The 18,519-nt window shown below is 62.4% G+C and carries 16 protein-coding genes; 13 read left to right on the top strand and 3 right to left on the bottom strand.

Translation table 11 applies throughout. The features are described 5' to 3' along the window. Nucleotides 1-132 precede the first annotated feature (132 nt). Entirely contained in the window at nt 133-1,446 is a 1,314-nt protein-coding gene (locus DBP26_RS27455; protein ID WP_108238274.1) for a PAS domain-containing methyl-accepting chemotaxis protein, read from the top strand. Nucleotides 1,447-1,562: 116 nt separating this feature from the next. Here the strand turns inward: DBP26_RS27455 and DBP26_RS12115 are convergent, their stop codons facing one another. Next, nucleotides 1,563-3,473, bottom strand: coding sequence for an ATP-binding protein (locus tag DBP26_RS12115; RefSeq protein WP_108238275.1), 1,911 nt, complete (start codon nt 3,471-3,473; stop codon nt 1,563-1,565). 261 nt (nt 3,474-3,734) lie between these two features. On the opposite strand from DBP26_RS12115, the gene DBP26_RS12110 reads away from it, so the two are divergent. The 3 genes from DBP26_RS12110 to DBP26_RS12100 all read left to right on the top strand — a co-directional run bounded on the left by DBP26_RS12110 (nt 3,735) and on the right by DBP26_RS12100 (nt 7,282). Further along, entirely contained in the window at nt 3,735-5,561 is a 1,827-nt protein-coding gene (locus tag DBP26_RS12110; RefSeq protein ID WP_108238276.1) for a GGDEF and EAL domain-containing protein, read from the top strand. Nucleotides 5,562-5,681: 120 nt separating this feature from the next. Continuing rightward, entirely contained in the window at nt 5,682-6,560 is an 879-nt protein-coding gene (gene hchA / locus DBP26_RS12105) for a glyoxalase III HchA (RefSeq protein ID WP_108238277.1), read from the top strand. A gap of 23 nt (nt 6,561-6,583) precedes the next feature. Further along, on the top strand, nt 6,584-7,282 hold the full coding sequence (locus DBP26_RS12100) for a PA1136 family autoinducer-binding transcriptional regulator (RefSeq protein WP_256600510.1): 699 nt from the start codon (nt 6,584-6,586) through the stop codon (nt 7,280-7,282). Nucleotides 7,283-7,389: 107 nt separating this feature from the next. On the opposite strand, the gene DBP26_RS12095 is transcribed toward DBP26_RS12100, so the two are convergent. Next, nucleotides 7,390-8,322, bottom strand: coding sequence for a helix-turn-helix domain-containing protein (locus tag DBP26_RS12095; protein WP_108238279.1), 933 nt, complete (start codon nt 8,320-8,322; stop codon nt 7,390-7,392). A 168-nt stretch (nt 8,323-8,490) separates the two neighbouring features. Here DBP26_RS12095 and DBP26_RS12090 point away from each other — a divergent pair, with 168 nt between their 5' ends. Then, nucleotides 8,491-9,249, top strand: a complete 759-nt coding sequence (locus DBP26_RS12090; RefSeq protein WP_108238280.1) for an SDR family oxidoreductase — start codon at nt 8,491-8,493, stop codon at nt 9,247-9,249. Nucleotides 9,250-9,475: 226 nt separating this feature from the next. On the opposite strand, the gene DBP26_RS12085 is transcribed toward DBP26_RS12090, so the two are convergent. After that, nucleotides 9,476-10,387, bottom strand: coding sequence for a LysR substrate-binding domain-containing protein (locus DBP26_RS12085; protein ID WP_108238281.1), 912 nt, complete (start codon nt 10,385-10,387; stop codon nt 9,476-9,478). Nucleotides 10,388-10,606: 219 nt separating this feature from the next. Here DBP26_RS12085 and DBP26_RS12080 point away from each other — a divergent pair, with 219 nt between their 5' ends. The 8 genes from DBP26_RS12080 to DBP26_RS12045 all read left to right on the top strand — a co-directional run bounded on the left by DBP26_RS12080 (nt 10,607) and on the right by DBP26_RS12045 (nt 18,516). Continuing rightward, nucleotides 10,607-11,680: an extracellular solute-binding protein gene (locus DBP26_RS12080; protein ID WP_256600511.1), complete on the top strand. Its 1,074-nt coding sequence runs from the start codon at nt 10,607-10,609 to the stop codon at nt 11,678-11,680. A 74-nt stretch (nt 11,681-11,754) separates the two neighbouring features. Next, the gene (locus DBP26_RS12075; protein WP_108238282.1) at nt 11,755-12,828 is read left to right on the top strand and encodes an ABC transporter ATP-binding protein; all 1,074 of its coding nucleotides are present in this window, start codon (nt 11,755-11,757) and stop codon (nt 12,826-12,828) included. Then, nucleotides 12,815-13,687, top strand: a complete 873-nt coding sequence (locus tag DBP26_RS12070) for an ABC transporter permease (RefSeq protein ID WP_108238283.1) — start codon at nt 12,815-12,817, stop codon at nt 13,685-13,687. The genes DBP26_RS12075 and DBP26_RS12070 overlap by 14 nt, the downstream gene beginning before the upstream one ends. A 5-nt stretch (nt 13,688-13,692) precedes the next feature. After that, the gene (locus tag DBP26_RS12065; protein ID WP_108238284.1) at nt 13,693-14,490 is read left to right on the top strand and encodes an ABC transporter permease; all 798 of its coding nucleotides are present in this window, start codon (nt 13,693-13,695) and stop codon (nt 14,488-14,490) included. After that, complete coding sequence (locus DBP26_RS12060) at nt 14,487-15,629, top strand: FAD-dependent oxidoreductase (protein WP_108238285.1); 1,143 nt, start codon at nt 14,487-14,489, stop codon at nt 15,627-15,629. Before DBP26_RS12065 ends, DBP26_RS12060 begins: the two co-directional genes overlap by 4 nt. Then, nucleotides 15,619-15,972, top strand: coding sequence for a (2Fe-2S)-binding protein (locus DBP26_RS12055; RefSeq protein ID WP_108238286.1), 354 nt, complete (start codon nt 15,619-15,621; stop codon nt 15,970-15,972). Before DBP26_RS12060 ends, DBP26_RS12055 begins: the two co-directional genes overlap by 11 nt. Then, nucleotides 15,969-17,345 (top strand): FAD/NAD(P)-binding oxidoreductase, encoded by a 1,377-nt coding sequence (locus DBP26_RS12050; protein WP_108238287.1) that lies wholly within the window; start codon nt 15,969-15,971, stop codon nt 17,343-17,345. Before DBP26_RS12055 ends, DBP26_RS12050 begins: the two co-directional genes overlap by 4 nt. Beyond that, nucleotides 17,338-18,516 (top strand): FAD-binding oxidoreductase, encoded by a 1,179-nt coding sequence (locus DBP26_RS12045; RefSeq protein WP_108238288.1) that lies wholly within the window; start codon nt 17,338-17,340, stop codon nt 18,514-18,516. Before DBP26_RS12050 ends, DBP26_RS12045 begins: the two co-directional genes overlap by 8 nt. Nucleotides 18,517-18,519: the final 3 nt, after the last annotated feature.

The following is an 18,519-nucleotide window of genomic DNA, read 5'->3' as shown; positions in this document are numbered from 1 at the left end:
GATGCCGCCCGCGGACGCGGCTTGAGCCGATCATCCGATCAACGCTGCATACCCAGTACTGCCCGTCGAACAGCCCTCAATTTGCGGCCTGACACGCCGATAGCCTGAGACTGACCCCTGAGACGGCTTCCCATGTTCAACACAAAAATCAAGCAGCAGCTTCACGCACAGGCCACCGAACTGTCGGAGCTGCGCCAACTGCGCGATGGCCTGAACCGTGAAATGCTGACGCTGACCCTTGACTCGGCGTTTCATATCATCGCCTGCAACGACAGATTTGCGACCACGTTGGGCTACAAGCCGGATCAGTTGATAGGGCGTGCCATGGCTGACATCGTTCCGCAGTACGTGTCCAAGCTGCCGTGTTTTCATAATTTCCGAGCGGCAGTCGCCGCGGGCACGTCCATCAGCGACGACTACCGGTATTTGCATGCTGACGGTTCGCTGATGTGGCTGCATGCCCACTGGCAGCCCATCACGGACGCGGCCGGCCAATTGCGTCATGTGACCGGTTATGCGACGGACATCACTGCCCGCGTTGAAAAGGCATCGGAGAACAGCTCTTTCATCGCGGCGCTGCTCCGCTCGACGGCCGTGATCGAATTCGACCTCTCAGGGCAGGTGCTGGCGGCGAACGATCAGTTCCTTCAAGCCATGGGTTACAACCTGGGGCAGGTCAAAGGCAATCACCACCGTATGTTCTGCAAGCCGCAGGAGACGTCGTCCCAGTCGTACAAGGATTTCTGGCTGAAGCTGAACAAGGGCGAGTTCGTCGGTGGCCGGTTCGAACGCGTCGACAGCCGCGGGCAGACCGTGTGGCTGGAGGCGACCTATAACCCGGTCTATGACACGGAAGGCACGTTGTGCAAGGTCGTGAAGTTCGCGACCGTGGTGTCGGACCAGATCGCCCGTGAGCAGGAGGTCAGCGGGGCAGCCCAGACCGCCTTCGAAATTTCCCGGCAGACCGATGTCAGCGCTCAGCGGGGAGCCGTGGTGGTCAACGATACGATGCACACCATGCGAAAAATCGCGTCGGACATGCAGGCCGCCTCGGGCGGGGTCGAAGCGCTGGGCAAACAATCGTTGCTCATCAGTTCGATCATTCAAACGATCAGCAGCATTGCCCAACAAACCAACTTGCTGGCATTGAATGCTGCCATCGAAGCGGCGCGTGCAGGTGAGCAAGGACGGGGGTTCGCGGTCGTGGCGGACGAGGTACGGCAACTGGCGGGGCGCACCAGTACCGCGACCGAAGAAATCGCATCGGTGGTCTTGCAGAACCAGAAACTGGTGGATGAGACCGTGGCCGAGATGGCAAACAGCAAGTCTCAGGCGGAGCAGGGCCTGGACCTTGCCACCCAGGCAGGGCAGGTCATCGTGGAGATTCAGGACGGCGCCAAGCGGGTGGTCGATGCAGTCGGCAGGTTTGCCAATCAAGTGAGCTAACCTGCTTCATCAAGCGTTGGCGTCGGGTGGCTCGGAGGTCATCGCATGGGCATTCGAGCCCGGCGCCACGTCGGCCTGTGGTTTCGATGGGCGGACTTCTGCGGTACCCAGCCCGCTCAGCGCGGGGCGAGCAGGCGATGAACCGTTGCGTTCAGCTCATTCACCGCGAACGGCTTCAGCAGCAGTTCGGTCTGGCCGCTTTTCAGGGCGATCGCGGGGATGACATTTTCCACGAAGCCGGAAATGAACAGGACCTTGAGCGAGGGCCGCAACGCCAATGCGGCCACGGCCAGCTCATCGCCACTCATGCTGCCGGGCAGTCCGACGTCCGTAATGAGCAGGCGGGTCTGTGGCTCGCTTTCCAGCGCTCGCAACGCTTGCGCGGCGGTCCCGACCTTGGTGACCCGATAACCGATGCCTTCCAGGGACTCGCCCACCAGATCGCGGATGGCGACCTCATCGTCGACGATGAGCAAAGCGGCGTCATTGGCCTGCCCATCGTCTGGGTCAAAGGTGGCCGGACCGACCCCACTGGGGGTGGCGGGGCCATCATGCAGCGGCAGCAGAAGACTGACGGTCGTACCTTCACCCATCACCGATTCGATTCGGGCACCTCCAGCAGACTGCTGGGCAAAGCCATACACCATCGACAGGCCCAGGCCAGTGCCTGAGCCTAGAGGTTTGGTGGTGAAGAAGGGGTCGAAGGCGCGCTCGAGCACACTTTGGGGCATGCCCGTACCGGTATCCGATACCCGCACCCGCGCAAATGGCCCAGTCTCCGGGTTTGCAGCATCTTCCTGAAGAGTCCGGCTGATTTCGATCTGCAACCGTCCCCCCTGAGGCATGGCGTCCCGTGCGTTGATGCACAGGTTCACGATCGCGTTTTCCAGTTGGTGAGCGTCGCAATAGCACAGCACGGCCTCTTCCGGCGTCAGCAGGGTAAGCTCGATGCGCGGCGTGAGGGTCCTGCTGATAAGTTCTTCCATGTCGTGAACCAGCAACCCCAGGTCCACGACGGAACTGGCGAGTGGTTGACGCCGGGCGTAGGCCAGCAATCGGTGCGTCAGCGAGGCCGCGCGGCCGGACGCATTGCGGGCCAGCCCGACGTAGCGAGTCAGATCCTTTCGGCCCTCCTGAGCGATAAGCTGCTCCAGCATGTCGAGGCTGCCCGTGATGACCGTCAGCAGGTTGTTGAAATCGTGGGCCAAGCCGCCGGTCAGTTGGCCGACCGCTTCCATCTTCTGGCTTTGCTGCAATTGCGAGCGGACTTGATCGAGTGCTTCCTGCCGCTCTTTGTAGAGGGTGATGTCCCTTGCAACCGCGAAGTACAAGCCTTGGCGGCGCGCAATGCGCCAGTTCAAGTGCAAGGGTTGACCATTGGCGCGCACGCCTTGGGTATCGAGTTCTGCAATCGGCCCGCTGCTCAGGTCGCGCAGCGCATCGGACAGTTGCGACGGGGAAATGAAGCTGAAAAAGGCCCCGCCCTTGAGCGCCTGGTGGGTGTGCCCCGTTTCGGTTTGCCAGGCGGGATTCATCGCCACCACAGTGCCCGTATCGGAAAGGGTACAGATCAGGTCGGGGGAGACGTTCCAGATGCCATCTCGCTCCAGCGTGCGGCGTTCGACCTCGTGTTCCAGGCGGTCGTTGACATCGGAAAGGGCATTCAACGTCTTTCGGAACAATGCGCACACCACCGCCATGACGAGGGTGACCAAGGCAAAGCTTGCGCTGCTGAGCCAGGCGGTCCAGCCATCGTTGAAGCCGATTTCACCAATGAAGAAGTAGTGCGCCGTCAGGACAGCCAGCACGCAGCCCAGGGTGGACGGCCCAACGCCGAAGCAGAAGCCGATGAACATCAGGCCAGGGATGAAAAACAAGTACGGCAGGGCGGTGAAGGGAAGCTGAACGCGTAATGCGGCACACAGCATGATGACCAGAACGGTACCCGCGTAGCGTACCAGTGTGTTGGGCTGGGACCGAGCCAGTCGGCGCACCACGTCCGGGGTCCGCGAGAGAATACTGATCAAATGGGGCTCCGTTGGGGCCGGGTCGGAAAGTTCGGAAGCGAGATCGCTGCCGGTCGCTGGCGCCACGCTGTGCAACCCTTGACGTTTAGCGGCAGAGCAACCCTCAGCTTTAAGCGGCCCAACCACCCTGGGCGATAGCTTTTCGCTAACCCGATGATGGCAAAGTGCGATTGTATGAAAGGGCGTGTAACGGTAAGCTCACGCTTCAACTGAACCCCTAAGTCCGGTGTTTCCAGCCGTCGTCGCATAGTAGTCACCCTCATGACCCAGTGGAACCTTTCGTCCGAACAAGAACGCGTGCGGCTGGTCGATGTGGACCGTTTGACGGCCGACTTGCAAAGCGGTTCAGACCCGGTGCTCAACGGCATCGTGACGATGGTCGCCGAGCACTTCGGGGTGCCCACCTCTCTGGTCAGTATCATCGAGCGTGACTACCAGGTGTTCAAAGCGCGAGTCGGCATGGAGGCTGAACGGACCTCCCGCGAAGTGTCCTTTTGCGCCCATGGCCTGGGCGAAGAAGCGGTGCTGGAAATATGCGACCCCACCCAAGACCCTCGTTTTGCGCTCAATCCGTTGGTGACAGGCGCTCCCTACATTCGGTACTACGCCGGCGCTCCGCTGAGAGTCAAGTCGGGTCAGACTCTGGGCAGGTTGTGCGTCATTGACCATCAGGCTCACCCTCCGATGGACGAGCAAGGGCGAACCTTGTTGCGCAACGCGGCCAGTGTCGTGGTTGCGAGACTGGAATCCATTCACCGCGCCCACTACATCGACGCGGTGACGGGTTTACCCAATCGGCAACGTTTCGAATCCGACATCAAGGACACATTCGGCCAGGCCGACCGCATCGCCATGATGATCGAGCCGCTTTCCGCGTCCGGGATGGACAGCCTGGCCAAGGCGCTGGGTGGCGAGTTTTTCACCCGCTTCATGCTGGCGGTCAAAGAGCTGCTGGTTCAGCTATTGCCCGAGGGCGCGCGGCTGTACCGCTCCGGTACGCTGGGCTTTGTCGCATTGCTCGAGGGATCCCCGGCATTGTCTATTTCCCGGTTGAGCGCCGACTTGGTCCAGGCCTTCGCGTGCCCACTGTATAGCGGAAACATCCCGATCTTTTCGGACGTGGGCATCAGCGTACTGGAGCTTGAGCGTGAAATAGACGGGACGACGGATATCCTGCGGCTGATGGCCAGTGTCACCGACGCGGCACGACGCAGCGAACAGCGCTGGCTCAATTACGACCCGTTGATCGACGCCGGTCTGCGCCGCAGCACAGCCCTGCTCAACGCCATTGAAGCAGCGCTCGTTTCTCCCGATCAGTTCAGGTTGGTGTACCAGCCGCGCATCGACCTGGCCAGTGGCCGATGCGTCGCCGTCGAGGCACTTCTGCGATGGACGCATCCCACGTTGGGTGAAGTCAGCCCCGCTGAATTCATTCCGCTGGCTGAATCCACGGCGTCGATTCGTCATATCACCCGCTGGGTCATGCGGCGGGTCTGTGAGCAATTGGCCGCATGGCGGGCTCAAGGCATTGAAATGACGGCATCGCTCAACGTTTCGGCGCTGGACCTGACCGATGGGCGTCTGTTCGATCTATTGGTCGAAGCGCTCCAGGCATTCGACGTGGCACCTCGTTTCATCGAACTGGAGTTCACTGAAAGTGTACTGGTGACCGATTTCCAGGCCGTCCGCGCGCAATTGCAGCGATTCCGCGATCTCGGCGTGGCCATCGGCATCGATGATTTTGGCAGCGGCTACAGCAACTGGGCGTACCTGCGGCAGATTCCCGCGACCAGCGTCAAACTGGACCGCTCGCTGCTGGCGGATCTGCAGCCAGGTAACAGCGAGTGGCACATCATCCGAGGGCTGATCAGCCTGGTGCGGGAGTTGAGCCTGACGGTGGTGGCTGAAGGGGTGGAGACCGAGCTGCACTACCACCTTCTGCGGGGTTGGGGCTGTCAGCAAGGCCAGGGTTACCATTTCGCCAAGCCCTTGTCCCCGACTGACCTTCTTGCCTGGTGGAACGCGGGGCAGTGCGGTCTGGCCCCGCAACGACAGCGCGCGGGCGAGTGTTTGCTCGATAACCTTTGATTTTCTCTTGCTGCCGGTACGCAGTGGAAGGTGCAGGGATTGGGGGATAACCCTCATTGCGAGGCCAGGATCGCGGGACTAGCATGGTTTCGTCCCCCCTGAACTTCGAAGGAGAAGCACATGGTCACCCCTCCAAGCGATGACAAACGGCCGACCCCGGACCGCGCAGAACACAATGCCTTTTTCCCTTCGCCCTATTCGCTGAGCCAGTTCACATCGCCGAAGTCCGATCTCGCTGACGCCAACTACGCTACCCCGTATGCGGGTGGCCGGTGGAAGATCTTGCTCATCGGTGCTGACGAGCGTTACCTGCCGACAGACAACGGGACACTGTTTTCCACGGGTAACCACCCGGTCGAAACCTTGCTTCCGATGTACCACCTCGATAAAGCGGGCTTCGCGTTCGACGTGGCGACGCTGTCTGGCAATCCGGTGAAGTTCGAGTATTGGGCCATGCCCTCCGAAGACACTGAGGTCAAGGATTTCTACACCCGATACAGCGCCCAGTTCAGAACGCCGTTGAAACTGGCGGATGTGATCCAGACGGCCTTGGGCGACGATTCGGATTACATCGGCGTGTTCATCCCTGGCGGTCACGGTGCGCTGATTGGGTTGCCCGCCAGTGAGGATGTGAAGTCCGTTCTGCAGTGGGCGGTGGCCCATGACAAATTCGTGATTTCGCTGTGCCATGGTCCGGCGGCGCTGCTGGCGGCGGGCCTCGGCGAATCGAAGGATTCCTACCCGTTCAGTGGCTACAGGATTTGCGCTTTCCCCGATGCGCTGGACGCAAAAACACCGGATATCGGCTACATGCCTGGGCATCTGACCTGGAAGTTCGGCGAGCGGCTGCAGGCGCTTGGGGTTGAGATCGTCAATCAGGACATCTCCGGGGCCACCCTTAAAGACCGCAAACTATTGACCGGCGACAGCCCCCTGGCTGGAAACAACTTGGGCAAGCTCGCCGCAGACACGTTGTTGAAAGCGGTCGCAGGGGAGTGACTGGCGGACTGGCTGATGCCGCGATGCGCGCTGCACTCGAGATCGAAGCGGCGCGCAACCTGGAGACGATTCAAAAGGCGGTCCGGGGCTTCGCGCAACCGTATGGCTACGACCGCTTCGTGCTGTTTTCCGCCTCCTCAACCGGTGAAGAAGTGATCGAGCGCATCTACTGGGTCGAAGGGGACTGGTTCGACGACGATCAGCCTGTTGATGCTGCGACCTATATCCGCCGTTGCCCTGTCAGCCGCCACATGTTGAATACGCGTGAGGCGTTCTTCTGGAAAAAGGCGCACCGCCAAAGCCCGGCAGACGCACGCTATCAGTTGATCCGTTCCCCATCCGGCCCAGGCGTTCAAGGGCTTCAAGTTCCCGTATTCGGCCCGCAGGGCCTGGAGGGTGCGATGAGTCTGGGGGGTGAGCGAGTGGTCGGGTCGGCGCAAGTGCGCCTGGGTTTGACGAGCGTGGCCACCTCCGCCTTTTTCTCTGCACGACGAATACTGGAAGCCCCCGTCGGAGACTTCGTCACAAGCCTTACGCGACGAGAGCGTGAAGTGTTGGCCTGGATTGCCGCAGGGCGGCGGCAAGCGGACATTGCCGTGACGCTCGGCTTGTCGGATCGGACGGTAGAGAACCACTTGCGTTCGGCTCGGCGCCGACTGGGCGTCAAGACGACAGCACAAGCCGTCAGCATGGCGATTCGTCACGGAGAGATCGAGAACTAGGAACGACAGGCCGGAGCGATGGCCGGCAGTGTCGCTGTGATGACGGCCCTCTGGACGGCCCATGGCGTTGGAGGGAGACGTCGGCTGACCCACTCACCGCACTGAACCTAGACGCCCTGGCGGTATTCACGCGGCGTGAGGCCGGTGTGGCGTTTGAACACTTGCGCAAAGTGGCTCGGGCTGGCGTAGCCGACGTTGAGTGCAATGTCGAGGATGCTCAGGTCGGATGCCAGGAGTTGCTGGCGCGCCGCGTCCATCCGCAAATGGATGAAATACCGGGAAGGGCTTTGGCCGGTTGCCTTGCTGAACATGCGGCTGAAGTGAGAAACACTCATGCCGGCTTCCGTGGCCAACCTGTCCAGGCTGAATGCGCTGTCCAAACCCGCTTGCATTGTCGCGACCGCTCTGTGGAGCTTGTAGGCCGGCAAAGCGTTCGTGGGGTCGAGCGGCTGGTCCGTGGTCCGGTAACGGCGGACGAGGTGGACCGCCAAGGCTTGGGCGACACTGTGCAGATACAGCCCGCTGGCGGGCCTGGCGGAGGTCATTTCGCGATGGATGCTCGTCACACATCTGGACACTTCCGGATCTCGTTCGCCCGATACCTCCCGCAGCTTCGTCGCCCTGCCATGACTCGCGCCCAGGTCTCGCGCGGCGAGTTCCAGCAGGTCCTGACCGAGATAGAGATGGATCACTTCAAAGCCCTCTGCACTGCCGGTCTGCCAACGCATTTCATAGGGAACGGGCGACATGGTGAGGAAAAAGTCGTCAGCGGCCACCGCGTTGGCAGTCCATGGTTCATTGCCGACGCGCTCTTCGACGACCGCCGTCCCTGAAAGGACCAGCACCAGCAGGGGTTCTGCGACAGCAGGCACCGTCAGACTCTGACGGGTGCTCAAGTGCCTGAACAGTTGCACCTGCACCTGCGGGCTCACGCTTTGGCCGATCGGCAGGTGAACGGAGGCGGGAAAATAGTCGGGCACTTGGTGGGCCGGCACTCGCTCAGGAGGACTCGAGCTCGGACGCTGCCTGCGCGTGTTCATAGGGTGCTTCCGTAGCCACGAATGAAGGAGCAGCGTAACGGGAGCGAGCGATAAAAAGCAAAATCGCGACAGTCTGGCAAAACCGCGCCAGACGCGAGGTGGAGAAGGGAAGAAAGTGCGCCTGTCGACAGTGGCAACCCGCTGCTGGGCCTCTAACAGGAGATGATTATGGCTGCTGATAAGCGTGGTGAGTTTGAAGACCAAGTGGTTCTGGTCACCGGTGCAGCGAGCGGAATCGGTCGCGCCGTGGCGCTGATGCTGCATGAACGTGGCGCCAGGGTAGTGGCCGAAGACAAAAACCCAATGGTCGAAGCATTGGCCAGGCCTGGCCTCATACCGCTGGTTGCGGACATCTCCCTCGATGGCGCTGCGCAGAAGGCAGTGGCAACGGCGATCGCTCATTTCGGGCGTCTGGAAATACTGGTCAACAACGCTGGGATCATCATCAATAAGCGGGTAGTGGACATGACGCGCGATGACTGGGAGCGCATCCAGGCGGTCAACGTCACCGCTGCGTTTCTTCATGCTCGTGAAGCCGTCCACGCCATGATCCCGAATCGCAAGGGCGCTATCGTCAACGTCGCATCCTACGCGGCTTATCAGGCGTTCCCGACGATCGCGGCCTACGCCGCGTCCAAGGGCGCGTTGGCGCAGCTCACCCGAGCGCTCGCGTTGGAGGCCATCGACCATGGCATACGGGTCAACGCGGTCGGGTCGGGAGACGTGGTCACCAATATCCTCAACGATGTGGTCGAGGACGGTCCGGATTTCCTTGCCCGGCATGGGGAAAAAACGCCCATCAAGCGCGCCGCGCAACCCGAGGAAATCGCCGAGGTGGTCGCTTTTCTCGCCTCCGATCGGGCTTCTTATATCGTGGGGTCTGTGGTCATGGCCGATGGCGGCATGAGCGTTCCCGCCGGGGCGTGAGCAGGGGTCCCTTGCGTCGGAAAGCGGCGAGAGGGCAAGGGCTCGGGGTGCGGTGAAAACGGGTGAGACCGCACCCACAGCTTTTGGACAGAGGAATAGCGTTGCTTGACCGAGCCGCGCTACTGAGAGCCGCCAGGGCGATTTCATCATCGCGCACGGGCGTGTCGGCGTTATCGCAGCGCTGGCAGGTGATCGAAGCCTGGGACGGCCGAGGAAGCACCGTGAGTCAGGCGTTACCCAATGGATAGTGTTGCGAAACCCCTTCGTAGAACGCCTTCAACGTCTCGACAAATTCTTCCGCGAGACGCGTCCTGGCGTGCGCCGCTGGCCAGATCACGTAGGTGGGGAAGAGGATGTCCGGTTTGAAGGGCAGGATCGCGATTTCCCGGTGCCGGTAGTCCTCAGCCACCAGCGGGTGGGCGAGGGTGACGCCCATGCCCAGCGCGACCATTTCACAGTTGATGGCGCTGTACTGCGCTTCCACGGCCATGACCCGTTCCACTCGGGCCTCGTCGAACAATTCGTCGACCAACGATCGCGTCCCGTCGCCATGGCAGAGCGAGACGAAGGTTTCGCCCTCGAGGTCGGAAAAGGTGATGTGGGGCTGGCTCGCCAGGCGGTGCGCCGCGGGCACCACGCACACGGCCGGGATCCTTGCCAGCAGTTCGGCCTGTTGGCTGCCGCCGTCTCCGGGGTGAACCACGATGCCGATGTCGCAGAACTGGGATTTGACCCATTGCTCCACTGTCTGGGATGAGTTGACGTGCAGCGAAACGGTGAGTTCGGGGCGCGAGTCGGTGAAGGATTTCAGCACGCGAGGGATGACGCTCAGCCCGGTGGAGGGAACGGCCGCTACACGCAGACGCCCGGTGCCCAGATTGCGAATGTTTTTCGCAGACAGCTTGAGCGAATCCAGTCCCACATACGCCCGCTCGACTTCATGGAAAAAGGCCTGGCCCTCTTGAGTGGGGATCAGGCGCACGCCTGCACGTTTGAACAGGGTCAGGCCCGCGCTGATTTCCAGTTGCGAAATCAGGCGGCTGACATTGGGTTGGGAGGTGTACAGGACCTCCGCCGCCGCTGTCATGGAACCCAGCCTCATGACGCTGCGGAACGCTTCGATCTGCCTCAGGTTCATGCTGTCTCCCATATCAAATATGAATAACTCGCCCGGATATCCGTATTTGACCATATGGAGAGGCTGTCGCAATACTCGAACCCGCAACCCATAGCGCACATGAAGATGCGCCGCCCCGCGATGGATTGGCGGGGAGCATGCGCCGTGCATGCACAGCTTCGGCCCCCTGAAGCGACTGACGCATTGTTCGATCTGCCCCACGCACTTCGGAGATAGTCTGTGAATAGCCTCAATTCGTTCCCCGCTGCACGTCCTCGCCCGCTACCGACCCTGACCTTCGCCGCCGCGCTGGCGCTTACCGCTTCGATGGCTGCGCCTGCGTTCGCCGAGACCACGCTCTATGTGGCCGGCGTGGGTGGCTCCACCGAGCAGATGTACAAGACCCAGGTCATTCCCGCCTTCGAAAAGCAGCACAACGTCAAGGTGGTCTACGTGGCGGGCAATTCGACGGAAACGTTGGCCAAGCTGCAAGCACAGAAGGGGCGTCAGCAGATCAACGTGGCCATGATGGACGACGGTCCGATGTACCAGGCGTTGCAGATGGGCCTGTGTGAAAAGCTCACCAGCGCGCCGGTCTACAACGACCTGTATCCCCTGGCACGGCTGAGCCCCGAAGCGACGGGCATTGGCGTTGTCGCCACCGGTATCGGCTACAACGAGGAGGCGTTCAAGAAGCGCGGCTGGGCGGCCCCCGATTCGTGGGAGAACCTGACCGATCCTCGCTACAAGCAACTGCTGGGCATGCCGCCGGTAACCAACACCTATGGCCTGCATACGCTGGTGGAGATGGCGCGCCTGCGCGGCGGCGGCGAGAAGAATATCGACCCTGGCTTCAAGGCGTTGAAGGATGAGATCGGGCCGAACGTGCTGGCTTGGGTCTCCGCGCCCGGCGAGATGGACGGCATGATGCAGAACGGCGATATCGTCATGGCCGTGTATGGCAGTGGTCGGGCGGTCGCCCTGCAGGGCACCGGCTTTCCGTTGAAGTTCATCTACCCGAAGGAGGGCGGCATCGCGCTTCAAGTCGCCGCGTGCAGTATCACGCCGAACAGCCAGTCCGAACTGGCCCAGGCGTTCATCCAGTACGTGCTGTCGCCCGAAGTCCAGGCGATTCAGGCCAAGGCCAACGGCTTCGCGCCGGTCAACCAGACGGTGCAGTTGTCGCCGGAGGTCGCTGCTCGCATGCCGTACGGACCGGAGAAGGTCAACGCTCTGATCAAAGTGGACTGGGACACCATCAACCAGCAGCGGGCCGAATGGACCACGCGCTGGAACCGTACCGTCGAGCGCTGAGTTCGCTGCCCCAGCGATCTCCCGTTTCTTCCTGAACCCTTTTCTGGAGGCGCAGGTTCGCCTGCGGTACGCCCATGGCATTTCTCACACTGGAAGGCATCGTCAAAACCTACGGCAACTTCAAGGCGATTGACGGCTTGAACCTCGACGTCCGGAAAGGCGAGTTCATCTCGTTGCTGGGCCCCTCCGGTTGCGGCAAGACCACGACCTTGCAATCGATTGCCGGTTTCGTCCAGCCCACCGAGGGGCGAATTGTGCTCGAGGGGCGCGACATCACTCACGTGCGTCCCGAGCAGCGCGGGCTCGGTATCGTGTTTCAGAGTTACGCGCTGTTTCCCCACATGACCGTGGCGCAGAACATCAGCTTCGGTCTGGAAATGCGAGGCGTCGGCAAGGCCGAGCGCAAGACGCGCATCACCGAGGCACTCGAGCTGGTGCGTCTCGGCGGGTTGGGTGAGCGTTATCCCAAGGCGTTGTCGGGCGGCCAGCGTCAGCGCGTGGCGATCGCAAGGGCCCTGGCGATTAGGCCCAATCTGCTGTTGCTCGATGAGCCGATGTCGAACCTGGATGCCAAACTCCGCGAGGAAATGCACATCGAGCTTCGGGCGATCCAGCGCGATCTGGGCATCACCACGATATTGGTGACCCATGATCAGGTCGAAGCCATGACCATGAGCGACCGGATCGCGGTCATGCAGAAGGGGCGGATCGTACAGATCGATACCCCGTTCGAAGCCTACGAGCGACCGCACTCACCCTTCGCTTCGGCTTTCCTGGGCAAGACCAACGCCTTCCCCGGCGCGGTGCAATTGCGCAATGCCCGCTGCTGTCATGTGCAAGTGCAGGACACGCTGCTGCACGTCCCTCACGAAGACCGAGCGCTGGGCAACGAGGTGAACGTGTATATCCGCCCGGAAAAAATCCGTCTGGTGCCGCTGGGAAGCGGGCGCCTGGAGGGCCGCATCCGCCTGCGGGTGTTCCTCGGCAACCTCTGGCTGATTGCCGTGGAAAGCCGCCTGGGCCTGGTCCACATGACTCAGCCCAACCTGGGCGGCCCGCCGCCGGAGGAGGGCAGTGACGTCAGCCTGGACTGGTCGGATGATGACCTGCGACTGCTGGACCGGGAGGTTGCCCATGGCCAGGTATGACGCGGAACGTATCGGTGCCGCGCCGTGGATGCTCAGTGGCCCGGCGCTGCTGGTGTTCATCGTGCTGCTGCTGGCACCGTTGCTGCTGACCGCGGTGCTGTCCTTCAACCTGTTCAGCGACACCGGCGGCGTGATGCCCGCCTACAGCCTGGGCAATTACCTGGAGGTGTTCAAGGACGACTATTTCCACGACATCTTCCTGCGCACGGGAAGCATGGCGTTGGCGGTCACGGTGCTGTGCGTCCTGCTGGGCATTCCGGAGACCATCATTATCGCGCGCATGGCGCCGCGCTGGCGTTCACTGTTTCTGCTGGTGGTGTTGGGGCCGTTGTTGATTTCGGTGGTGGTGCGCACCCTGGGCTGGGCCATCCTGCTGGGCAACAACGGCTTGATCAACGACGCCCTGCAGGCCCTGGGCATTACTGATCAACCAGTGAAGATGCTCTTCACCCAGATGGGCGTGATCATCGCGCTGACCCACGTTCTGGTGCCGTTCATGGTCATTGCCGTGTGGGCAACCCTGCAGCGGCTGGACGTTCAGGTTGAATGGGCCGGGCTGTCGCTGGGCGCCTCGCGGCTGACCGTGTTCCGCCGCATCATCTTGCCGCAAATCATGCCGGGGGTGCTGTCAGGCTCGATCATTGTCTTCGCACTGGCGGCCTCGGCATTCGCCACCCCCGCGATCATCGGCGGCAGGCGCTTGAAGGTGGTCGCCACGGCAGCCTACGACGAATTTCTGGGCACCCTCAATTGGCCCCTGGGCGCTGCGATCGCCATGCTGCTTCTGGTGGCCAACCTGGTGATCATCCTGGGATGCAGCAAGCTGGCCGAGCGCCGCTTCAAGCACGTATTCGAGTAGACGCCATGCACAAGAACGGATGTTTTTCCCTGCTGTTCCATGTCGCGTTCGTGACATTCATTGTGGCGCCTCTGGTGGTGGTGATGGCGATGGCCTTCACCAGCAAAGGCTACCTGTCACTTCCCACGGATGGCCTTTCGCTGCGCTGGTTCAAGGCGTTGTGGGAGAACCAGGAAATGATCGACGCCTTCGTGCTCTCGATCAAACTGGGGCTGGTGTCGGCGACCCTTGCAGCCCTTTTGGCGATTCCAGCCGCATTGGCGATCAGTCGTTATGACTTTCCCGGGCGCGGCGCGGTGACCGGCTTCCTGCTTTCGCCCCTGATGATCCCCTCGGTGGTGCTGGGCATCGCTTTTCTGCGGTTTTTTTCCCTGGCGCAGATCGGCGGCTCGTTCTGGGCCCTGGCGTTCACCCATGTGGTGGTCGTGCTGCCTTACGCTCTGCGCCTGACCCTGGCTTCCACCATCGGCCTTGAACGTGACATCGAAAGGGCCGCGCTGTCGCTGGGTGCCAGCCGTTGGACAGCCTTCTACCGGGTGATCTTCCCGCGCATCCGTACCGGGGTGGTGGGTGGCTGGATGCTTGCGTTCATTCAGAGTTTCGACGAACTGACCATGACGGTGTTCGTCGCGACACCAGGCACCACGACCTTACCTGTGGCGATGTACAACCAGATTTCCCAGACCATCGACCCGCTGATCACCGCTGTCTCCACGGTGCTGATCGTCGGCACCCTGTTGTTGATGCTGGTCCTCGATCGGCTGGTGGGCCTGGATCGGGTTTTGATCGGAGAAGGCAAATGAGTCATCACGCGAACAAGGTCATTCAGTCTGACGTGGTCGTGATCGGCGGTGGCCTGGTGGGCACCGCGGTCGCGTACGGGTTGGCGCTCAAAGGCGCCGACACGGTGTTGCTGGATCAGGGCGACGTGGCCTTTCGGGCGTCGCGCGGCAACTTCGGACTGGTCTGGGTACAAGGGAAGGGGCACAACCTCGTCGACTACGCCCGCTGGACCCGCTCCTCCGCGGTTCGTTGGCCGGGCCTTGCCGACGCGTTGCTGGCCGACAGTGGTGTGGATGTCCAACTCAAGCAACCCGGCGGCTTTCACATGTGCTTCAGCGATGAGGAGTTGAGCGAGCGGCAGGCGCGTTTGCAAACGCTGCAGGACGCGCTGGGCGACTACCCCTTCGAAATGCTCGATGCCGCCGAACTGAAAGCGCGCTTGCCGCTGATCGGGCCGGCGGTCGTCGGCGCCAGTTACACCCCACAGGACGGCCACGTCAACCCGTTGAAACTGCTGCGTGCGCTGCACGGAGCCGCGCAGACGCGAGGCGTTCGCTATCACAGTGACGTTGCGGTCGGCAGAATCGAATACGGGGCCGGGGAATTCCGCGTGACGGCAGGCGAGCGCCGCTACGTGGCGGGGAAAGTCGTACTCGCCGCCGGGCTGGGCAATTCGCACCTTGCCCGCCAAGTGGGGCTGCATGCGCCGGTGGCGCCCAACCGTGGGCAGGTGCTGATCAGCGAGCGGGTCCGGCCCTTCCTCGACTATCCCACGATCAACGTCAGGCAGACCGACGAGGGCACCGTCCAGTTGGGCGACTCGATGGAAGAGGCCGGTTTCGACGACCTGACGTCGACCGAAGTCTTGGCGACGATCGCTCGACGCGGCGTCTCCACCTTTCCGCTGCTGCGCGACGTCCGGTTGATCCGGGCCTGGGGTGCTCTGCGGGTGATGAGTCCGGATGGCTTTCCGATCTATCAGCAATCCCCCACCCAGCCAGGCGCGTTCGTGGTGACTTGTCACAGCGGCGTGACGCTGGCGGCCGCTCACGCGCTGCGCATCGCGCCCTGGATTCTCGGCGCCAGCATGCCCGATGAACTGGGTGTGTTTGCCGGCGAGCGCTTCTTGACTGACAAGGTGTTTACCCATGCGCACTGAACCATTGTTTCAACCGATAAAAAGCGAGGTCGGGGTCGCCCGGACAGTGGGCCTGACGTTCAATGACCAACCGCTGAACGTGCCCGCAGGCCTGTCGGTCGCTGCGGCTCTGTTGATGTCCGGCATCGAGCGTTTTCGCGCGACACCGGTGAGCGAGTCGCCCCGCGCGCCTTACTGCATGATGGGTGTGTGCTTCGAATGTCTGGTGGAAATCGACGGCGTGCCGAACCGTCAGAGCTGCCTGGTGGAAGTGGCCGAGGGCATGCGCATTCGCTCGCAGGAAGGCGCCCGCGATCTGGTTTACCCATTTGCCAGCGTCCAGAGCGTCGAGGTGCACTCATGAATCACCGAACTGTCGATGTCATCGTCATCGGGGCCGGGCCTGCCGGTATGTCGGGATCGGTTGCCCTGGCCAAGGCCGGCTTGCAAGTGTTGTTGCTCGACGAGCAGACCAGCCCCGGCGGACAGATCTACCGAGGCATCTCGCTGGCACCCCTGGCGCGTCGCGACCTGCTCGGCCCGGATTATGCGCGAGGCAATGAGCTGGCCCAGGCGCTGGCTGCCTCGAGCGTGCAATACGAAACAGGCGCCTCGGTGTGGCAGGTCACGCGGGAGCACGAGGTCAGCTACCTGCGCGACGGACGATTGCACACGGTGAAGGGTAAAGCGGTGCTGTTGGCCACCGGCGCGATGGAGCGACCGTTTCCGATCCCAGGCTGGACGCTTCCCGGCGTGATGACCGCCGGCGCTGCGCAGATCCTCCTCAAGAGCGCTGGGCTGGCCCCGAACGAGCCTGTGGTGCTCGCAGGCTGCGGCCCGCTTCTGTACCTGCTGGGCTGGCAGTACCTGCGGGCCGGGGTGCCGATCAAAGCGATCATCGATACCACCCGGCGCGAAGATTATTGGCACGCGCGCCGCCATCTGTTCGCCGCGCTGCGGGCCTGGCCTTATCTGCGCAAGGGGTTGGAACTGATGCGCAGCTTGCATGCCGCGGGCATCGCTCACCATACCGGCGCCACCCAGTTGGCCGTGGAGGGCGAAGAGGCCGCCTGCGCGGTGACGTTCACCGTCTCCGGCACGGCGCTGCGCATTCCGACGCGTTGCGTTCTGCTTCACCAGGGCGTGGTTCCGAACATTCAATTCAGCCAGTCGCTTCGCGCACGCCATGACTGGAATGCCGCCCAACTCTGCTTCACACCGGTTGCCGACGAATGGGGCGAGCTGGACGTGCCGGGTGTGTACGTCGCAGGCGATGGTGCGGGCATCGGTGGCGCCCAGGTCGCAGCGCTGCAAGGGGAGTGGGTGGCGCTGGGCATCGCCAACCGGCTGGGGATCCTGGGCAAACAGGCGCGGGATGAGAAGGCTGCCCCGTTGCGGTCCAGGCTGGAAGCGAACCTGAGGATCAGGCCATTCCTCGATGCGCTGTATCGTCCCAAGGATGAAAACCGCATTCCTGCCGACAACGTCGTGGTGTGCCGCTGCGAGGAACTGACCGCCGGGGAGATCCGTCAGTTTGTCGCCTTAGGGTGCACGGGCCCGAACCAGGCCAAATCCTTTGGGCGTTGCGGGATGGGGCCGTGCCAGGGCCGCCTGTGCGGGCTGACCGTTACTGAAGTGATCGCCAAAGCCCGCGGCGTTTCGGCGTTCGAAGTCGGTTACTACCGCATTCGCCCGCCCATCAAACCCATTACGCTGGGGGAGCTGGCCGGTGAATGAGTCCAGGCAACTGCACAGCGAGGTGCTGATCATCGGGGGCGGCATCCATGGGTTGAGCACGGCCTTCCATCTGGCGAAAAGTGGCGTGCGGGTGACGGTGCTGGAAGCTGAGTATTGCGCCCGCCACGCGTCGGGCGTGAATGCCGGGGGCGTACGAACACTGGGGCGGCACACGGCAGAGATCCCCTTGGCACTCGCATCCCGCGCGCTGTGGCATGAGCTGCCCAGCGTATTGGGCGATGACGGCGGTTTCGTGCCCAGCGGTCAGTTGAAGCTCGCTGAAACCCCGGCCGAGTTGCAGGAGTGCCGGGAGCGTGTGCAGCACTTGCAGAGCCTGGGCTTCGATCATGAGGTGCTGATTGGCGCCGACGACGTATTCGAGCTTGTGCCTTCCGTGGCGCGGCATGTGGTCGGAGGGATCTGGGTCAAGGATGACGGGTACGCGACACCGTTCAGGACCGTCACCGCCTTTCATCATGCCGCAGAGCGCCTCGGCGTGATCATCCACGAGGCCACCCCGGCTCGGACCATTGAGCAGCGGGCAGGGCGGTGGCAGGTCACGACCCCTCGGGGCACGTTCGCCGCCGATCATCTGGTGATCGCCGCAGGCGCCTGGGGGCGTGAGTTGGCAGAGCAGGTGGGTGAGACGGTGCCGGGTCGTCCCGAGGGGCTGATGCTGATGGTCACTCACCGGGTCGCGCCGTTTTGCGCACCGGTGCTGGGGGCGACGGGACGAGCCCTGTCGTTCAAGCAATTTGCCAATGGCACTGTCGTGATCGGCGGGAAGCTCATCGGAACACTGGATTTTTCAGCGCGGCACGGGGAAGTCGACATGACGCGCCTTGGCACCAGTGCTCGCACCGTGACCGACCTGTTTCCCCACCTCAGACACCTGGGTGTCAACCGAGTCTGGGCGGGGGTGGAAGCCTTCACCCAGGATGACCTGCCCGTGATCGGTGCCAGCCGCAAAGCCAGCAACCTGAGCTATTCGTTCGGCTTCTGCGGCAGCGGTTTCCAAATGGGGCCAGGGGTCGGCAAGCGCCTGGCGCAACAGATTCTGGGCGAGCATTCGCCTCTCTCTCTTGATGCATTCGCCATCGACCGGTTTCACCCGACTGCCGACGCCGCTGCGTCGCACCTACTACCACCCTCCAACGTTCTGCACCATTAAGGA

The organism is Pseudomonas sp. RIT409 (assembly GCF_003052515.2).
Lineage (GTDB): Bacteria > Pseudomonadota > Gammaproteobacteria > Pseudomonadales > Pseudomonadaceae > Aquipseudomonas.
Note: the sequence above shows the minus strand (reverse complement) of the source record. Positions and strands in the feature narration are given on the sequence as shown.

What these genes read in the sequence shown, in the direction of transcription:
- DBP26_RS12065 (WP_108238284.1), top strand. Translation starts at nt 13,693, where the DNA reads ATGCACAAGAACGGATGTTTTTCCCTGCTGTTCCATGTCGCGTTCGTG.
- DBP26_RS12055 (WP_108238286.1), top strand. Translation starts at nt 15,619, where the DNA reads ATGCGCACTGAACCATTGTTTCAACCGATAAAAAGCGAGGTCGGGGTC.
- DBP26_RS12050 (WP_108238287.1), top strand. Translation starts at nt 15,969, where the DNA reads ATGAATCACCGAACTGTCGATGTCATCGTCATCGGGGCCGGGCCTGCC.
- DBP26_RS12070 (WP_108238283.1), top strand. Translation starts at nt 12,815, where the DNA reads ATGGCCAGGTATGACGCGGAACGTATCGGTGCCGCGCCGTGGATGCTC.
- hchA (WP_108238277.1), top strand. Translation starts at nt 5,682, where the DNA reads ATGGTCACCCCTCCAAGCGATGACAAACGGCCGACCCCGGACCGCGCA.
- DBP26_RS12100 (WP_256600510.1), top strand. Translation starts at nt 6,584, where the DNA reads ATGCGCGCTGCACTCGAGATCGAAGCGGCGCGCAACCTGGAGACGATT.
- DBP26_RS12110 (WP_108238276.1), top strand. Translation starts at nt 3,735, where the DNA reads ATGACCCAGTGGAACCTTTCGTCCGAACAAGAACGCGTGCGGCTGGTC.
- DBP26_RS12060 (WP_108238285.1), top strand. Translation starts at nt 14,487, where the DNA reads ATGAGTCATCACGCGAACAAGGTCATTCAGTCTGACGTGGTCGTGATC.
- DBP26_RS12090 (WP_108238280.1), top strand. Translation starts at nt 8,491, where the DNA reads ATGGCTGCTGATAAGCGTGGTGAGTTTGAAGACCAAGTGGTTCTGGTC.
- DBP26_RS12095 (WP_108238279.1), bottom strand. Translation starts at nt 8,322, where the DNA reads ATGAACACGCGCAGGCAGCGTCCGAGCTCGAGTCCTCCTGAGCGAGTG.
- DBP26_RS12075 (WP_108238282.1), top strand. Translation starts at nt 11,755, where the DNA reads ATGGCATTTCTCACACTGGAAGGCATCGTCAAAACCTACGGCAACTTC.
- DBP26_RS12085 (WP_108238281.1), bottom strand. Translation starts at nt 10,387, where the DNA reads ATGAACCTGAGGCAGATCGAAGCGTTCCGCAGCGTCATGAGGCTGGGT.
- DBP26_RS27455 (WP_108238274.1), top strand. Translation starts at nt 133, where the DNA reads ATGTTCAACACAAAAATCAAGCAGCAGCTTCACGCACAGGCCACCGAA.